Here is a 16,853-nt window from a genome sequence, read left to right as displayed (position 1 = left end):
ACAACGCCGTCACAAGCGGACTGATCAAGGGCTCTTCCCACCGGGCGGGAGCGGCTCGGGGGGCCTGCGGTATCGTTCGCCCACTCTTGGTACGGCATTTCGAGGAGCATGCACGTGTTCAACCGGAACCGATACTTGCCGCCACTCGCGGTGATCGCGTCCATATCCATGGTGACCGGGTGTGGTGTGTTCTCCTCGGACGCCTCCGACGACGCGGACCCCATCGTGGTGGGCACCACCAGTACGCCGAGCACCCTGGACCCGGCCGCGGCCTGGGACAGCTCCTGGGAGCTGATGCGCAATGTCTTCCAGCCCCTGCTGGGTTACTCGCCCGGCGGATCCGATCCCGAGCCGGACGCGGCAGAGAGCTGCGAGTTCACGGACAGCTCCAGCAAGGTGTACAGCTGCACGCTGCGTGAGGGACTGAAGTTCTCGAACGGCCACGCGCTGGACGCGAAGGCCGTCAAGTACTCGTTCGACCGGATCAAGAAGATCAACGTCAACGGCGGTCCGGCGGGTCTGCTGACCACCCTCTCCCGGGTGCAGGTGAAGGGCGACCGCGAGGTCGTCTTCCACCTCAGCCAGCCCGACGCGACCTTCCCGCTGGTGCTCACCACGCCGGCCATGTCGATCGTGGACCCCGCGGACTATCCCGCCGACAAGCTCCGCGAGGGCACGGAGATCACCGGATCCGGGCCGTACGACCTCGCCTCCTACGACGAGGGCAAGACCGCCGAGCTGGTCGGGAACGAGAACTACAAGGGCCTCGCGGACCGCAAGAACTCCGCCATCACCATCGAGTACTTCCAGCAGTCCGACGAGATGGTCAACGCCCTCAAGAACAAGGACATCTCGGTCATCTACCGGGGCCTCGGCGCCTCGGACATCGTGGACATCCAGACCAACCACGATGAGAACGGCCTCCAGATCGTGGAGAACCCCACCACCGAGATCAGCTACCTGGTGTTCAACCCCAAGGACCCCTGGGCGAAGAACCCCGCGGTCCGCAAGGCGGTCGCCCAGGTCCTCGACCGCCCGGCGCTCGCCCACAACATCTACAAGGACACCGTCGAGCCGCTGTACTCCATGATCCCCAGCGGTCTGGTGGGCCACACGACGGGCTTCTTCGACGACTACGGCAACCCCAGCGCGACCAAGGCGAAGTCCATCCTCACCGAGGCGGGCATCAACGAAACGGTTCCTCTCACGCTCTGGTACACCACGGACCGTTACGGCTCCCAGACCAAGCCGGCCTTCGAGGAGCTGAAGCGGCAGCTGGAGGCGTCGGGGCTGTTCGAGGTCAAGCTGAAGAGCCGCCCGTGGAAGACCTACTCGGAGGGCTACCGGAAGGGCGAGTACCCCGTCTTCGGACGTGGCTGGAACCCCGACTTCAACGACGCCGACAACTTCATCGCCCCGTTCGTGGGCGAGCAGAACGCGCTCGGCACCCCGTACAAGTCCCCCGAGATCACGGACAAGCTCCTGCCGGAGTCGCGCGCCGAGAGCGACCGCGGCGCCGTGACCGAGGAGTTCGAGGAGGCCCAGCAGATCCTCGTGGACGACGCGCGGCTGATCCCGCTGTGGCAGGGCAAGTCCTACACGGCCGCGAACGAGGAGATCGCCGGCCTGGAGAACGTGATCGACCCGGCGACCATGATGATCATGTGGAACCTGTCCTGGAAGACCAGCTGGTAGTCACGCCGGCAGTTCCGGTCGCCCGCCCCGATTGTCAGTGGGCGCCTGTAGGTTCTGTGCTCTGACGACGGCCGCGCCTCGCGCGGCCGTCCATGGCCGCGTTGTCCGCGGCCGTGAAGTGAGCGCACACCGGAGGAAGTTGACGTGACCGACATCGCCATGCTGCCCGAGTCCTGGCGCGGGGTCCTGGGGGAAGAGCTTCAGCAGCCCTACTTCAAGGAACTCACCGAGTTCGTCGAGGAGGAGCGCGCGGCCGGTCCCGTCTACCCTCCCCGTGACCAGGTCTTCGCCGCGCTCGACGCCACACCGTACGAGAGCGTGAAGGTCCTGATCCTCGGGCAGGACCCGTACCACGGCGAGGGCCAGGGCCACGGTCTGTGCTTCTCCGTGCGGCCGGGCGTGAAGACCCCGCCCTCCCTGCGGAACATCTACAAGGAGATGCAGGCCGAGCTGGGCACCCCGATCCCGGACAACGGCTATCTGCTGCCCTGGGCCCAGCAGGGCGTGCTGCTGCTCAACGCGGTGCTCACGGTCCGCTCCGGCGAGGCCAACTCGCACAAGGGCAGAGGCTGGGAGAAGTTCACCGACGCCGTGATCCGCGCCGTCGTCGACCGGCCCGACCCGGCGGTCTTCGTGCTGTGGGGCAACTACGCGCAGAAGAAGCTCCCGCTGATCGACGAGGAGCGCCACGCGGTGGTGAAGGGCGCGCACCCCTCGCCGCTGTCGGCCAAGAAGTTCTTCGGCTCCCAGCCGTTCACACAGATCAACGAGGCCGTCGCCCGGCAGGGCCACGAGGCGATCGACTGGACGATCCCGAACCTCGGCTGATCCGCCGCCGCCCGTCCACCCTCACCCGCCTGTCCGCCCGTACGGCCGCCGGGGCACCCCCGCGGCCGTACGGAGCGGCCTGACCGGGATTGCCGGTGCCTGCCGTTAGCGTCGGGAGCGACAAGTGGGTCAGGGGGCGACGAGTGCGGAGGACACGGTGGTGGAGCGACAGGAGCAGGTGGCACCGGACGCCATGATGACCCGGATCGGGCAGGCGGTCATGCTGCACCACGGGGGTGACCGCGAGGAGGCCCGGGACCGTCTCCTGAAGCTCTGGGCGGAGATCGGCGAGGACGGCACCCCGCTCCACCGCTGCACCCTGGCGCACTACATGGCCGACACCCAGGACGACCCGGACAGCGAACTGGCCTGGGATCTCCGGGCGTTGTCGGCGGCCGACGAGCTGTCCGACGGCCGGCCGGCGGAGCACCCCAGGGAGCACCACGACGAGCTCGCGGTGCGCGCCTTCTACCCCTCGCTCCACCTCAACCTCGCCACCGACTACGCCAAGCTGGGCCGCCACGACGCGGCCCGCAGTCATCTGCGGCTGGCCCGGGGCGCGCTGGCCCTACTGGAGGACGACGGCCACGGCGCCGGCGTCCGCGCCGCCCTGGCCCGCCTGGAGGCCCGGCTCGACGAGACGGGTCCCGCCGGCGGGGAGACACCGGGACCGCCGCGACAGCGGCCCTAGGTCCCCCATCCCGGACGTCCGGTCCTCAACGGCCGTAGACGTCCTTGCAGATGGCCGCCTGCGGGGTGTCCTTGCCCCAGCCGCCGTATCTGTGGCCGAGGGCGCACACGTCGGAGTTCTTCGGCGGCTGCGTCGGGACGGTTCCGGGGAGGGGCGGGATCTCGACGTGGGGCCGGGACTCGGGGGGTGGGCCGTGCCGTTCGGGGCGCGCCCGGTGCTCGTTCCGGGGCGGCGGCGCCGACGGTGGTGGGGGCGCGGCGGGCGTGGGGGTGGCGGCGGCGGGGGTCGGTGCGGTGGGCTTCGGCTTCGTGGGCGCACGCGGGGTGGGTTCCCGAGGCGGGCCGATCAGCTCCAGGGCCTCCCGCGCGGGGGCCTGCACGATCTGGGTGGCGGTGGTGCCGTCGGGGCGGGGCTCGGACGGCCGGGACGGTACGGATGATGCCTCGGGCGGGGGCGGGTGGTGCGCGGTCACGCAGCCGGTGAGGGCCGAGACGGCCACGGTGACCAGGAGCGTTGCGGTGGTGGTCGGTCGATGCACGCGCGCAACTCTGCTGTGTCCGGGCGGCTTTGGGGAGGGGGGAGGCGGATGATGCCCCCACATGGGTGACGCCCGGGACCGCCGACGACGCCGCTCGCCCCTCACCCCCTCGCCGTCCAGAGCCCTCGGCTCACCCCTCGCCGTCCACGGCCCCCGGCTCGCTCCCGCCGTCCACCGGCCTCGGCTCGCTCCCGCCGTACGCGCTATCGCGGGATCCCGGCTCCGCTCAGCACCCGGTGGCCCCGTCGATCCGCTCCCGGATCAGGTCCGCGTGCCCGTTGTGCCGGGCGTACTCCTCGATCATGTGGGTGTAGATCCACCGCAGGCTCGGCTGCTCGCCCCGCCCGTGTGCGGCCCTGCCGATGTCGTCCAGGGCGAAGCCCTCCGCGTGGCGCCGGGCGATCGTGATCTCCTCCTGCCAGGTGCCGTACGCCTCCTCCCAGGTGTCCGCCTCCGTCAGATGGAACTCCCCGTCCGGGTCCTCCTCGCTGAAGTAGATCGGCCCCTGGTCGTCGTCCACCAGCACCTTGCGGAACCAGATGCGTTCGACCTCCGCCATGTGCCGTACGAGCCCCAGCAGGGACAGCTCCGAGGGCGGTACGGAGGCGGTCCTCAGCCGGGCGTCGTCCAGGCCCTCGCACTTGATCGCGAGGGTCGCACGGTGGTGGTCGAGCCAGCCTTCGAGCATGGTCCGTTCGTCGGCGGTGACGGAGGGTTCGGTGCGTGGGATGGTCATGCCGGTCATCCTGGCAGCCCCCGTATGCTGCCGACGAGGCATTTCGACGGCACACCGTGGACGGGAGACCCCTGTGAAGGTCGGCTGCATCGGGCTCGGCGACATCGCGCAGAAGGCGTATCTGCCGGTGCTCGGCACCAGGCCGGGCCTCGAACTCCATCTGCAGACGCGGACGCCCGACACCCTCACCCGTGTCGCCGACAGCCTGCACCTCCCGCCCGGGCAGCGGCACACCGATCTGGACGCGCTGCTCGCCGAGGGCCTCGACGCGGCCTTCGTGCACGCGCCCACCGGGGCCCACCCCGAGATCGTGGAGCGGCTGCTGAGGGCCGGCGTGCCGACATACGTCGACAAGCCGCTCGCGTACGAACTCGCCGACTCGGAACGGCTCGTACGGCTCGCGGAGGAGCGCAACGTCGGGCTCGCCGTGGGCTTCAACCGCCGGTACGCGCCCGGGTACGCGCAGTGCGCCGACCATCCGCGCGAGCTGATCCTCATGCAGAAGAACCGCATCGGTCTGCCCGAACTGCCGCGCACGATGATCCTGGACGACTTCATCCATGTCGTCGACACCCTGCGGTTCCTGGTGCCGGGGGAGATCGAGGACGTCACCGTGCGCGCCCGGACCGAGGGCGGGCTGCTGCACCATGTCGTGCTGCAGCTCTCCGGGGCCGGGTTCACCGCGCTCGGCGTCATGAACCGGCTCAGCGGCTCGGCCGAGGAGATCCTCGAGGTCTCGGGGCAGGACACCAAGCGGCAGGTCGTGAACCTCGCCGAGGTCGTCGACCACAAGGGGCAGCCGTCCATAAGGAGGCGCGGCGACTGGGTGCCGGTGGCCCGGCAGCGCGGCATCGAACAGGCCGTCCTCGCCTTCCTCGACGCCGTGCGCGCGGGCAAGGTGCTCGACGCCCGGGACGCGCTGGCGACTCACGAGCTGTGCGAGCGGGTGGTGCGGGAGGTGGAGGGCCGGTCCGCCGGCTGAGCCCCGGGCGGCGGAGGACCCGTCCGCCGCCTGAGCCGTACGGCCCGTACGCCCTCGTAGGCGCCCCACCCGAGAAGCACCAGCAGCGCCGTGTGCACCGGCCAGTCGCCGAAGCGGACGTACCACGTCGTACCGCCCGCCAGCGGCACGTCGTACACCGCCGACGTGCTCTCGTCCGTGCCCAGCCGGGAACCGACGCGCTCGCCGTCCGGGCCGTACACCGCCGAGACGCCGGTGAGCGTCGCGTGGGCCATCGGACGGCCGGTCTCGGCGGCCCGCAGCGCGGCCAGCGAGGCGTGCTGCTCCGGGGCCCAGCTCTGCTGGAACGTCGAGGTCGCCGACTGCGCGAGCAGCAACTCGGCGCCGTCCCGCACGAGATGACGGCTCATGTCCGGGAACGCGGACTCGAAGCAGACCATGGGACCGATCCGCAGCCCCTTCCCCGAGTCGAACACCACCTGGGCGGTGCCCTGCCTGCGGTCCTCGCCGGCCGCCTCGCCGACCGAGGTGGCCCAGCCGAGCAGTGAGCGCATCGGGATGTACTCGCCGAAGGGGACGAGCCGCATCTTGTCGTAGCGGTCACCGGTCGGACCGTCGGGGCCGACGAGCACCGAGCTCTTGTAGATGCCGGGGCGGTCGGAGCGGCGGGCGTCGACGTTCACCAGGATGTTCGTGTCGGTCTCACGGGCCAGCGCGGCGATCCGGTCGGAGAGATCGGGGCGCTCGGCGAGGTCGTGACCGACGCTGCTCTCTCCCCACACGATCAGGTCGAGATCCTGCCCTGCGAGCCGTCGGGTGAGCGCCTCCTCCCGGGCGAACCGGTTGTCGGGGCCGTCGGTGACACCGGGCTGTACGACGGCGATCCGCACCTCCGCCCGGACGTCGGGTCGCGGCGACCACAGCCACACCGCCGAGGTGGCGAGGGCCGCCGCGACGAGACCGGCGAGCGCCGGCGCCCGGGACCGGCGTACCGAGACCAGCACGGTGACCGCGACATTGACGGCCACCACCAGGAAGCTGAGCAGCCAGACCCCGCCGACCGAGGCCAGCCGCAGCGCCGGTTCCACCTGCCACTGGCTGGACCCCAGCAGACCCCACGGCCCGCCGAGGCCCTGCCAGGAGCGGACCAGCTCGATCGTCAGCCAGCCCGACGGCACGACCAGCAGCGCGGCGGCGACCCGCCCCGATGAGGGCGTGCCGGCCAGGAACCGGCGCACCAGCCAGGCCCAGGGCGCCCACAGCGCGCCCAGCAGACCGGCGATGACGAAGGTGAACACATGGAGGTTCGGCAGCAGCCAGTGGTGCATGGCCAGCATGAACGCGAATCCGCCGAGCCAGCCGTCGTACACCGCCCGGCGGCCGGTCGGGGCCGCGCGGATCAGCAGCATCCAGGGCACCAGCGCCGCGTACGCGAACCACCACAGGCCCGGCTCCGGGAACGCGAGCACGGGCAGGGCACCGGCCACGACGACGGCCGCCCGCCGCCGCCATGGGGAGGCGGCCAGGTCCGGGGTCCTCATACGGCGCCTCCCTCCCCGGCGATGCGTCTCTCCAGTGTGCGCGCCGGGGACGATCTCCGACAGGGGGCGTGGGCGGGGCGGGTGGTGCGCTCAGGCGGGTGAAGGGCGCTGGGCGGGGGTGAGACCTTCCGGGGCGCGGCGCCATTTCTCCTGGACGACCACCTCGCTCAGGCGCCAGCCGTCGGGGGTCCGGGTCAGGGCGAAGGCGTAACGGCCGCCGCAGACGAAGTCGGGGGCGGTGGATCCGCCGTCGGGTCCGGCGAAGCGCATCGGGTTGATGTAGTCGGCCTGGACCTGGGCGGTGTCGCCGGTGTCCTGCTCCAGGTACCCGAAGCGCACCCGCCGGTTGACGATCAGGTGCTGGCGCATCGGGAAGAGCTCCATGCTCCGGGCCAGCCACCCGGCGACCTGCGTGGCGTCCCCCTCGATACCGCCGGCCGAGCGGTAGTCCGCGCGGCCCGCGGGTGCGAACAGATTCCGGTACGCCGTCCAGTCGCCGTCGTCCACCGCCACCGCGTACTCGGTGATCAGGCCGTCGACGGCGAGTCGGTCCATCACGGTCGCGAGCTCCACGCGCTGCGTCATCGGCTCAGTCTTGGGGCAGGGGACACGCCACGCCAAGGGGCGTGCAGGCAGACGGGGACATTACTTATTCGGTGGCGCCGGGGGCGGCCGTGATCGAACCTGGCCCGGTGAGTGAGAGTGAACGCAGACCGGCGACCGAGCCCAAGTTCCGTATCCGTGCCCGCCACACCGCCGACACGGTCACCGTCTACCAGGCGTACCGCCCGGAGACAGGCGGCCCGGCCGCCCGGCACGGCCGCTTTCCGGCCGCGTGGAAGCGGGACCGGATGACCTGGATCAAGCCGTCCTTCCTGTGGATGATGTACCGCTGCGGCTGGGCTCTGAAGGAGGGCCAGGAGACGGTCCTGGCCGTCGAGATCGGCCGCGACGGCTTCGAGTGGGCGCTGCGCAACTCCTGCCTCTCGCACTACGTCCCCGAGCTGTACGAGGACCAGGCCGCGTGGAAGCGGGAGTTGCGCAGGTCGCCCGCGCGGGTGCAGTGGGACCCGGAGCGCGACCTGCGGTTCACCCCGCTGCCGTACCGCTCGCTCCAGTTGGGCCTGTCGGGCGAGGCGGCGGCCCGGTACGCGGACGAGTGGATCGTCGGCATCGAGGACGTGACCCCGCTGGCCAGGGAGGTCCATGGCCTCGTACGGGCGGGCGACCGGGAGGCGGCCACCGCGCTGCTGCCCGAGGAACGGCCGTACCCCGTCGCGGACGACATGCCGACGCATGTGCGCGGCTGAGCTCCCGGTCAGCCCGGGTGCCGGCCGAGCAGGACGCAGACCGCGTTCTCCTCGATCGTGCGGAGCTTCTCCAGGAGGTCGGGGTCGAGCGTCCGGTTCACCTGGGTGGTGAGGGAGAAGGTGAGGGACTTCCGGCCGTCGGGGGTCGCGGCGATCAGCTGGGTGTAGCCGGGGAAGTTCCCGGTGTGCCCCAGCACCACCCCGCAGCGGGTGTCGTAGCGGAAGATGGCGAGTCCCGCCGTGTTGCGTCCGGGTCCCGCCGGTTCGGACGCGCCCTCGATCCAGCGGCGCTGCTCCCGCAGAACGGCTCGGGACGTCAGCTCTCCGGCGGCGTAGCCACGGATGAACCGCGTCATGTCACGCGGGGTGGAGACGATCCCGCCCGAGGCCCACACACCGGACGCGCTGAGCGCCTCGCTGACGTCCTCCGGCGGCGCGGGCGGCTCGACGGCGTACCCGTGCATGTACGGCTCCGGCATCTCGTAGCCCAGCGGGAGGCTGGTGTCGCGTAGCCCGAGCGGCCGGTAGACGATCCGGTCCAGCAGTTCCTCGTACGGCCGGCGGGTCACCGCCTCCGCCATCAGGGCGACGGCGATGTTGTCGGAGTTGGAGTACAGGTACCGCGAGCCGGGGCGGAAGCGCAGTGGTTCGTCCGCGACGAAGTCCAGCAGCCGGCGGGGGTCGAAGGTGCGGCGCGGGTCCGCCAGGAGCAGTTCCAGGAACTCCGGGTCCTCGCTGTAGTCGGGCAGTCCGCTGGTGTGGTTCAGCAGCTGCCGGAGGGTGACCGACCGCCAGGCGCGGGGCAGCCGGGGCAGGGTGCGGCCGATGGTGCTGTCGAGGCTGAGGGCGCCCTGCTGCACCAGACGCAGGGCCACGGCGCCGCTGAACGCCTTCGCCGTACTGGCGATCCGCATGTGGTCGGTGGCCTCGATCGGGCGGCCCGTCTCCAGATCGGCGACACCGGCCCGCAGGACGCGTGGTGCGCCGTTCCGTTGCAGGACGACGATCACTCCCGGCGGTCCTCCGGGAGTGGCGACCAGGTCTTCGAGCTGCCGCTGCAGGGCACGCTCGCTGCCGCTGTCGGACCCGGTGCCGGATCCGGTGTCGGCGCCCGCCGCCGGGGCGAGGAGCAGGCCGCCGAGGCAGGAGGCGCCGAGCAGGGCTACGAGGGACAGACGGAGGCGGCGGGGACGAGGGCCGGTACGGGTACGGGTACGCGTACCGGTGTGCGGGCGGGATGCGGGCGTGAGTGACATGAGGGTCCCGGGAGGATCGGCGGGCAGGGGCACCCTCAGCTTTGGCCGGACCACGGGCACGCGCGCGCGAGCTTGCGCTATCCGGCGGATCGGCGGCCCGGGCCGCTCTCGGGCCGTTCTCGGCGGGTGGCGCGCTCAGTGTGCCGTGAACTGCGCCCCGGTCGGCTGTACGACGTCCGGCCGGACCGCGATCCCCTCGACGGTCAGCCGCTCCCCGTAGATGTCGGTGATCCTTAGCGCGCCACCGCACCCGGCGCCCTGCTCGGAGAGGAAGTAGTTGTACTCGGTACGCGGCAGCGGGGTCCAGCCGCCGCCGGCGCGGACCTCCAGCCGGGCCACCGGGTTGCGGTGGCCGATCACCTGGATGCCGCACCAGTACTGGCTGGACCCGGTCTTGTAGCGGATCGAGAGCGGGTCGGACGTGGCGGGGCTCAGCAGGCTCCAGGTGATCGGGATCTGGCCGCGTGAGGGGGCGGCGAGCTTGGCGAAGGCCTGGGCGCTGAGGTCGAGTTGGCCGGGCTTGCAGGGCGAGGGGCACTCGTTGGTGATCCGGACCGTGACGGCGGCGCCGCCCGCCGCGCGGACGCGCACGAAGGCGCCGCAGGCCTTGGAGACCTCGTAGTCGGTGGTGTTCATCGCCGCGGTCATGACGTCGTCGCTCGGGCCGAACGAGCAGGCGCCGCCCCCACCCGTCCCGGCGTCGTAGAAGGTGGCGACCCCGTCGTAGTCGACCCCGGGCCGGATCCGCCCCGCCAGCTGTGCCGAGGCGGAGCCGGCCTGACGGGTGGCGGCGGGCTTCGGCCGGGCCGGCTCGGTGGTCGGGGTCGCCGACGGGGAGGTCTTCGAGGCCGAGGGCGACGGGGACTTCGAGGGCTTCGCGGAGGCCTTCTTCCGCTCCGGTGCCTCGGACGACGGACCGGTGGCCTCGGGGCTGGTCGCGACGGGCGCGGCCCCGACCTTCCCGGTGGCTTCGGTGTCGGTCCCCCGGTCGGGGCCGAAGGCGATGACGAGCGACGCGGTGAGCCCGGCGGCCGCCACGGCGGCGGCGGATATGAGGGCGGTGCGCCGCCTGGGCGGGCGAGGGGAGCGGTGGGAACGGGCTGCCACGGTCAAGTCCTTCGGTTCCAGGCGCGGTTCGGGAGAAAGCGTGATTCGTGTGGGGCTCGTGTGAAAGGAGCTTCCCACTCAACAGTTGCCGCCGGGGCCGGAATGGTTGCCCTCGCCGTGACATGGCGGCCCGGACGCGATCGTAGGATGATCGATCGCCGAGTTGGCGGTGGCCGCACACCGTCCGCGTCACGTTCGCTGTCAGGGAGGTCGGTATGTCACGTCCGGTCACGGTGGTCACGGGTGGGAGCCGGGGGATCGGTGCCGCCACGTGTCTGCGGCTCGCGGCGGACGGGCACGACGTGGTCGTCGGCTACGTGAACGACGGGGCGGCGGCCGAATGGATCGCGACGGGGGCGCGGGCGAACGGGGCGCGCTGTGTCACCGTCAGGGCGGACACCTCGGTGGAGGCCGATGTGGACCGGCTGTTCGAGACGGCGGCGGACCGGCTCGGGCCGGTGACGGGGCTGGTCAACAACGCCGGGGTGACGGGCCCGTTCGGGAGGCTGGCGGACACCGACACGGAGGTGCTGCGCCGGGTGGTGGAGGTCAACCTCCTGGGGGTGCTGCTGTGTTCGCGCCGGGCGGCCAGGGCGATGGCGGCCTCGGGGAGCGGTGCCATCGTGAACGTGTCGTCGGCGGCGGCCACGTTGGGCAGCCCCGGTGAGTACGTCCACTACGCGGCGACCAAGGCCGCGGTCGACACGCTGACGACGGGGCTCGCGAAGGAAATCGGGCCGGACGGCATCCGGGTCAACGCCGTCGCGCCCGGGGTGATCGACACCGAGATCCACGCGCGGATGGGGGACCCGGAACGGGCCGAGCGCATCGCCGCGTCCGTGCCGCTGCGGCGCCCCGGCCGTGCGGACGAGATCGCCTCGGCCATCGCGTGGCTCATGTCACCGGAGGCTTCGTACACGACGGGGGCGGTGTTGAGGGTGTCGGGCGGTCGCTGAATGGCCGGGGGTGTTGGGCTGTTGGCGAGCTGCCGGTGAAACGCCGTGGGGGATTGGGCCGTTGGCGGGCTGACGGCCGTGCGGGCCGCTCGCGCCCACGCGGCGGAGCCGCGAATCGACACAGCCCCGCGCCCCTTCAGGGCGCGGCTTCCGGGCGCGGCTTCGGTAGGCCCGGGGCGATCACGCCGCTTCGATGATGTTTCCGCGTATCGCCGCGGCCCACTCCACCACCAGCAGCTCGTACTCCGCGCGCTCCTGCTCCGACAGCGATCCGCCCGCATGCCGCCACAGCGCTCGGATCTGGTCGTTCAAGTCGGCGGCGGACCGCACGGAACCACGGACAGGGGAATCGGGGGACATGCCGACAAGAGTAGGCGCCGGGACTGACAGCGCGCTACTGGTCGGCTACGGATGCCGTATGTGGTTGGTCACTGAAGGGAGTTGAGGGGGGATCAGGCCGCTGGGGAGGGGCCCGCTCAGCCCGCCGACTCGCCCGCGTGCGGGCTCAGCACACCCATGGACACCAGGATCACGATGACGATGCCGAGCGCGATGCGGTACCAGACGAACGGCATGAAGCTCTTGGTGGAAATGAATTTCATAAACCATGCGATGACTGCATAGCCCACGAAGAAGGCGATGATCGTCGCGAAGATCGTCGGGCCCCAGGAGACGTGTCCGCCCTCCATCGCGTCCTTGAGCTCGTACCCGCCCGAGGCGATCACGGCCGGGATGGCGAGGAGGAAGGAGTAGCGGGCCGCGGCCTCGCGCTTGTAGCCCATGAGGAGGCCGCCGCTGATGGTGGCGCCGGAGCGGGAGACGCCGGGGATGAGGGCCATGGCCTGGCAGAGGCCGAAGATCAGGCCGTCCTTGACGCTGAGCTGTTCCAGGCTCTTGCGCTCCTTGGCGGCGCGGTGCTTGCCGCCGGTCTCGTCGCGGGCGGCGAGACGGTCCGCCACGCCCAGGACGATGCCCATGACGATCAGCATGGTCGCCGTGAGGCGCAGATCACGGAAGGGGCCCTCGATCTGGTCCTTGAGGGTCACACCGAGGACACCGATCGGGATGGAGCCGACGATCACCAGCCAGCCCATCTGGGCGTCGTGGTCGGCGCGCATCTCCTTGTTGAACAGGGAGCGGGACCACGCCGAGATGATGTTGGCGATGTCCTTGCGGAAGTAGATCAGCACGGCGGCCTCGGTGCCGATCTGGGTGATCGCGGTGAAGGCCGCTCCCGGGTCCTCCCAGCCGGAGAAGGCCGCGGTCAGGCGCAGGTGCGCGCTGGAGGAGACGGGGAGGAATTCGGTCAGCCCCTGGACGAGTCCGAGGATGAGGGATTCAAACCAAGACATGAAGTTACGTGGTCCAAGCGCTGATCGTGGAGGGCCGACGGAAGACGTGCCGCGCCGCGGGGCGGGTGATCACAGTGCTGGGGGCAGCCTAGCGCCCCTTGCGGACAGGGCTGTCACGGGGGTTTCGCGGGGCCGGGCGGGGGCCGGGCCGGAGGTGTGCGGGGGACGGGTGGAGCGCGGGCGTTCCGAGGCGTGGAACGGCCGGATCCGTGGTGTTGACCCGTCACTATGTCCGCACATACGTTGCTGACGAGGGAAAGCGCTTGCAGTGGTGAGGGTCGCCGATCCGCCGGAACCCCCGCCACCAGGCGTTGGCCAACGTCCGACGTCACGTTCGATGGAGTGCTGATCACGTCCATGCCCACACCCAGCAACGACCCGAGCCCGACTCCGGACCACCCCCCGGCCCCCCTGACCGGCCGCCGTGTCCGCGCCGCGATCATCGGCATCGGCGCGATCGGCGGCGGCTCGCATCTGCCCGCGCTCGCGCGGCTCGCCGAGGAGGGCGAGACCGAGGTCGTCGCCGCCGTCGACATCGATGCCGACGCGGTGGCGAAGTTCTGCGCCGAGCACGGCATCCCGCACGGCTACACCGATCTGGACCGCATGCTGGCGGAGCAGCGGCCCGATCTGGTCAGCGTCTGCACCCCGCCCACCCTGCACCGCGACCAGACGATCGCCGCGCTGCGCGCCGGCGCCTGGGTGTGGTGCGAGAAGCCGCCCGTGCCGACGCTCGCCGACTTCGACGCCGTCGAGGCGGAGGAGGGCGCGGAGACCGGGGGCCCCTACGCCTCGATCGTCTTCCAGCACCGCTTCGGCTCGGGGGCGCGCCACATCAGGAAGCTGCTCGCCGACCGGAGCCTCGGCCGCCCGCTCGTCGCGCACTGCCAGACCACCTGGTACCGGGACACCGCCTACTACGCCGTGCCCTGGCGCGGACGCTGGGCCACCGAGGGCGGCGGGCCCGCCATGGGCCACGGCATCCACCAGATGGACCTGCTGCTCGATCTGCTCGGCCCGTGGAGCGAGGTCCGGGCGATGGCCGGACGGCTGGTCCACGACGTGGAGACCGAGGACGTCTCGACGGCCCTCGTCCGCTTCGAGAGCGGCGCCCTGGCCACCGTCGTCAACAGCGTCCTCAGCCCCGACGAGGTCAGCCGCATCCGCATCGACTGCGAGCGTGCCACCGTCGAACTGACCCATCTGTACGGCCACTCCAACGCCAACTGGTCCCTCACCCCCGCCCCGGGCACCTCCGACGCGGACGCGGCGGCCTGGAAGGACTTCGGCGAGGACGTGCCCAGCTCGCACCTGGCCCAGCTGCGGGAACTCGTGGCCAGCATGCGCGCCGGTGAACGGCCGCGCAGCAGCGGCGCCGACGGGCGTACGAGCCTGGAGCTGATCGCCGCCCTGTACAAGTCCGCGTTCACCGACGCGACCGTACGGCGCGGGGAGATCGGGCCCGGGGACCCGTACTACACGGCCATGCACGGAGGCGCCCCCGGCTGGGCGCCCGGAACCGCCCAGGTGTCCGCCGGCGCGAGCTCCGGCGGCGCGAGCTCCCCCGGCACGAGTGAGGAGATCACCGCATGACCTTCCACGACGGGCTGCGCGTCGTCCACGCCCACGGCGACCGGATCACGGTCACCGAACCCGCCACGGGCGTCGAGCTGTTGAGCTACGTCTACCGGCCGGAGGCGGCCTGGGAGGCGCCCAAGCCGTATCTGCACCCCGTCCGGACGCTGGCCGGGGACGTCGTCACCGACTTCCGGCCCAACGACCACCGCTGGCACAAGGGACTGCAGCTGACGGCCTCGCACCTGTCGGGCCAGAACCTGTGGGGCGGCAACTCGTATGTGCACGGCGAGGGTTATCTGCCGATCCCGGAGCGGGTCGGCTCGATGGCGCACGCCGGCTTCGACGTCGTCGAGTCGGACGGCGAGCGGGTCGTGATCGCCGAGCGGCTGACCTGGCACCCGTACACCGGGGAGCTGTGGGCCGACGAGGAGCGCCGCATCGAGATCCACGACGTCGACACCGAGTCGGGCTCGTGGGCGCTGACCTGGACGAGCGCGATCACCAACCGCCGGGACGAGCCGCTGCTGTTCGGCAGCCCGACCACCGCCGGACGCGAGATGGCGGGCTACACCGGCCTGTTCTGGCGCGGGCCGCGTGCCTTCCGGGACGGGCGGATCATCGGGCCCGACGCCGAGGGGCCCGCGCTGATGGGCGAGCAGGCGCCCTGGCTGGCCTACTCGGGCGAGCACGACGGCACCGACGGCCACGCCACGCTCGTCTTCGCGCACGCGCCCGAGAACGACCACACGGGCGACCGTGGCGCTCATCCCGCCCACTGGTTCGTCCGCAACGAGCCCTTCGCCGCCGTCGCCCCCTCCTGGGCCTTCTACGAGGAACTGGAACTGGCTCCCGGCGACACGCTCACCCGCCGCTACCGGGTCGTCGTCGCGGACGGTGCCTGGGAGCGGGAGGAGATCGCCAAGTACCTGGAGGCGCACCCGTGGTGAGCGGCTACGAAGGGCTGCCCGGCGGGGTCGCCGTCTCACACCTGTCCGTCTACGACTGGCCCGCCGCGGACGGGGTCTGCGGCGGAACTCCCCATATGCATCTGACCTGTTCGGAGGCGTACGTCGTCACCGGCGGACGCGGGGCCGTGCAGACGCTGACGGCCTCCGGGTACGAGGTCACGCCGCTGGCGCCCGGGACGGTCGCCTGGTTCACGCCCGGCACCATCCACCGGCTGGTCAACGAGGACGAGCTGCGCATCACCGTCCTCATGCAGAACAGCGGGCTCCCGGAAGCGGGCGACGCGGTCCTCACCCTGCCCCCGGAGTACCTGACCGACCCGGAGACGTACGCCGCCGCCACCCGTATCCCGGTGGACGCGCCGGAGGAGGAGCGGGAGCGGGCCGCCCGGGCCCGGCGGGACCTCGCCCTGGAGGGCTACCGGGCCCTGCGGGAGGCCTCCGGCCCCGAGCCGCTCGCCGCGTTCCACCGGGCCGCCGCGGCGCTCGTGCGGCCCCGGCTGGCGGAGTGGCGGGGGCGGTGGGAGCGGGGCGCGTGGGCCGCTGCCGCGGGGACCGGGGAGCAGTTGGAGCGGCTGGAGCGGGGGGACTTGTCGCACTTGGCTGATGCGGTGGTGAGGGCTGAAGGGCCCTCTGCGTACGGGAAGTTCGGGATGTGTGGGCGGTTGGACGTCTACAAGGGGGACTGAGTGGGGGGCGCCGGGCGCCTTTGAGCTCGGGGTGTGCTGTGGTGGCGGCGGGTGCGGGTCGTATGTGGCTTGTCGCGCAGTTCCCCGCGCCCCTGAACGGGGCGCTGCTGTGAGCCCGGGTTTCAGGTTGCCGTCGGGCCTGTCACCGACCAGCCCGGGGTCTGCGGGTGTGGTGTCAGGTCCTCGTGGTGGAGTTCGGTGCCGCAGGTCGCGCAGGTGATCTTCGGGACCAGTTCGTTGCCGCAGATGTGCTCGATCACCATGGGGCGGTCGTCGTCTTCTCGGAGGTGGCGGTCGCCCCAGGCCATGAGGGTCATCAGGATCGGCTCCAGTTCGAGGCCCGCCGGTGTCGGACGGTACTCGAAGCGCTGGGGGCGTTCGCTGTAGGCGTGCTTGTCCAGGACGCCGGCGCCCACCAGGCGCTTGAGGCGGGTGGCGAGGACGTCGCGCGGGGCGCCGATGTTGCGGACCAGCCGGTCGAAGCGGCCGTTGCCGAGGCAGACCTCGCGCAGGATCAGCAGGGAGTACTTCTCGCCGACGATGGCCAGGGTGTCGGCGATGGAACAGGGGCGTGGATCTCCGGAGGCGGGCATGGGCCCAGCCTAGGGGAGGGTTGGGTTTTCCAACTCACTCGTGCGGTGGTGAGTTCG

Annotated in this window: 18 protein-coding genes; 9 read left to right on the top strand and 9 right to left on the bottom strand. The window is 71.6% G+C overall.

Annotated elements, in window-relative coordinates:
* The first annotated feature begins 114 nt into the window (after positions 1 to 114).
* From ABT147_RS10390 to ABT147_RS10380, 3 genes are all read left to right on the top strand, one after another.
* Entirely contained in the window at positions 115 to 1,695 is a 1,581-nt protein-coding gene (locus tag ABT147_RS10390) for an ABC transporter substrate-binding protein (protein WP_351404019.1), read from the top strand.
* A 144-nt stretch (positions 1,696 to 1,839) separates the two neighbouring features.
* Complete coding sequence (locus tag ABT147_RS10385; protein WP_351404017.1) at positions 1,840 to 2,523, top strand: uracil-DNA glycosylase; 684 nt, start codon at positions 1,840 to 1,842, stop codon at positions 2,521 to 2,523.
* 157 nt (positions 2,524 to 2,680) lie between these two features.
* Positions 2,681 to 3,214 (top strand): hypothetical protein, encoded by a 534-nt coding sequence (locus ABT147_RS10380; protein WP_351404015.1) that lies wholly within the window; start codon positions 2,681 to 2,683, stop codon positions 3,212 to 3,214.
* A gap of 25 nt (positions 3,215 to 3,239) precedes the next feature.
* On the opposite strand, the gene ABT147_RS10375 is transcribed toward ABT147_RS10380, so the two are convergent.
* Both ABT147_RS10375 and ABT147_RS10370 read right to left on the bottom strand, forming a co-directional pair.
* A complete protein-coding gene (locus ABT147_RS10375; protein ID WP_351404013.1) occupies positions 3,240 to 3,752 on the bottom strand; it encodes a hypothetical protein in 513 nt (170 codons plus the stop codon).
* A 226-nt stretch (positions 3,753 to 3,978) separates the two neighbouring features.
* Positions 3,979 to 4,488, bottom strand: coding sequence for a DinB family protein (locus ABT147_RS10370; RefSeq protein ID WP_351404011.1), 510 nt, complete (start codon positions 4,486 to 4,488; stop codon positions 3,979 to 3,981).
* Positions 4,489 to 4,561: 73 nt separating this feature from the next.
* Between ABT147_RS10370 and ABT147_RS10365 the strand changes: the two genes are divergently transcribed.
* Positions 4,562 to 5,470: a Gfo/Idh/MocA family protein gene (locus ABT147_RS10365; protein ID WP_351404009.1), complete on the top strand. Its 909-nt coding sequence runs from the start codon at positions 4,562 to 4,564 to the stop codon at positions 5,468 to 5,470.
* Here ABT147_RS10365 and lnt read toward each other — a convergent pair.
* Entirely contained in the window at positions 5,416 to 6,990 is a 1,575-nt protein-coding gene (lnt, locus tag ABT147_RS10360; protein ID WP_351404007.1) for an apolipoprotein N-acyltransferase, read from the bottom strand. The genes ABT147_RS10365 and lnt overlap by 55 nt on opposite strands.
* 90 nt (positions 6,991 to 7,080) lie before the next feature.
* Positions 7,081 to 7,575, bottom strand: coding sequence for a nuclear transport factor 2 family protein (locus ABT147_RS10355; protein WP_351404005.1), 495 nt, complete (start codon positions 7,573 to 7,575; stop codon positions 7,081 to 7,083).
* 107 nt (positions 7,576 to 7,682) lie between these two features.
* On the opposite strand from ABT147_RS10355, the gene ABT147_RS10350 reads away from it, so the two are divergent.
* Positions 7,683 to 8,300 carry a DUF4291 domain-containing protein gene (locus ABT147_RS10350; RefSeq protein ID WP_351404003.1) on the top strand — a complete coding sequence of 206 codons (618 nt, stop codon included), beginning with the start codon at positions 7,683 to 7,685 and terminating at the stop codon, positions 8,298 to 8,300.
* An 8-nt stretch (positions 8,301 to 8,308) separates the two neighbouring features.
* Here ABT147_RS10350 and ABT147_RS10345 read toward each other — a convergent pair whose 3' ends face one another.
* Positions 8,309 to 9,556 (bottom strand): serine hydrolase domain-containing protein, encoded by a 1,248-nt coding sequence (locus ABT147_RS10345; RefSeq protein ID WP_351404001.1) that lies wholly within the window; start codon positions 9,554 to 9,556, stop codon positions 8,309 to 8,311.
* 135 nt (positions 9,557 to 9,691) lie between these two features.
* On the bottom strand, positions 9,692 to 10,663 hold the full coding sequence (locus ABT147_RS10340) for an expansin EXLX1 family cellulose-binding protein (protein ID WP_351403999.1): 972 nt from the start codon (positions 10,661 to 10,663) through the stop codon (positions 9,692 to 9,694).
* A 215-nt stretch (positions 10,664 to 10,878) separates the two neighbouring features.
* Here ABT147_RS10340 and ABT147_RS10335 point away from each other — a divergent pair, with 215 nt between their 5' ends.
* Positions 10,879 to 11,619 carry a glucose 1-dehydrogenase gene (locus tag ABT147_RS10335; RefSeq protein ID WP_351403997.1) on the top strand — a complete coding sequence of 247 codons (741 nt, stop codon included), beginning with the start codon at positions 10,879 to 10,881 and terminating at the stop codon, positions 11,617 to 11,619.
* A 180-nt stretch (positions 11,620 to 11,799) separates the two neighbouring features.
* On the opposite strand, the gene ABT147_RS10330 is transcribed toward ABT147_RS10335, so the two are convergent.
* A complete protein-coding gene (locus ABT147_RS10330) occupies positions 11,800 to 11,979 on the bottom strand; it encodes a hypothetical protein (protein WP_351403995.1) in 180 nt (59 codons plus the stop codon).
* A 116-nt stretch (positions 11,980 to 12,095) separates the two neighbouring features.
* Positions 12,096 to 12,971, bottom strand: coding sequence for an undecaprenyl-diphosphate phosphatase (locus ABT147_RS10325; protein WP_351403993.1), 876 nt, complete (start codon positions 12,969 to 12,971; stop codon positions 12,096 to 12,098).
* A gap of 357 nt (positions 12,972 to 13,328) precedes the next feature.
* Between ABT147_RS10325 and ABT147_RS10320 the strand changes: the two genes are divergently transcribed.
* The 3 genes from ABT147_RS10320 to ABT147_RS10310 are packed head-to-tail and all read left to right on the top strand — an operon-like array spanning position 13,329 to position 16,203.
* Positions 13,329 to 14,564, top strand: coding sequence for a Gfo/Idh/MocA family protein (locus ABT147_RS10320; protein WP_351403991.1), 1,236 nt, complete (start codon positions 13,329 to 13,331; stop codon positions 14,562 to 14,564).
* Positions 14,561 to 15,496, top strand: coding sequence for a DUF6807 domain-containing protein (locus ABT147_RS10315; protein WP_351403989.1), 936 nt, complete (start codon positions 14,561 to 14,563; stop codon positions 15,494 to 15,496). The genes ABT147_RS10320 and ABT147_RS10315 overlap by 4 nt, the downstream gene beginning before the upstream one ends.
* Positions 15,490 to 16,203 (top strand): cupin domain-containing protein, encoded by a 714-nt coding sequence (locus ABT147_RS10310; RefSeq protein WP_351403987.1) that lies wholly within the window; start codon positions 15,490 to 15,492, stop codon positions 16,201 to 16,203. Before ABT147_RS10315 ends, ABT147_RS10310 begins: the two co-directional genes overlap by 7 nt.
* Before the next feature lie 122 nt (positions 16,204 to 16,325).
* Here the strand turns inward: ABT147_RS10310 and ABT147_RS10305 are convergent, their stop codons facing one another.
* Complete coding sequence (locus ABT147_RS10305) at positions 16,326 to 16,796, bottom strand: winged helix-turn-helix transcriptional regulator (protein ID WP_351403985.1); 471 nt, start codon at positions 16,794 to 16,796, stop codon at positions 16,326 to 16,328.
* Positions 16,797 to 16,853: the final 57 nt, after the last annotated feature.

Origin of the sequence: Streptomyces sp. NPDC001868, from assembly GCF_040297125.1 — a bacterium.
In the GTDB taxonomy this organism is placed as follows: Bacteria; Actinomycetota; Actinomycetes; order Streptomycetales; family Streptomycetaceae; genus Streptomyces.
The sequence above is the reverse complement of the archived record's forward strand: the minus strand, read 5'-3'. Positions and strand labels throughout refer to the sequence as shown.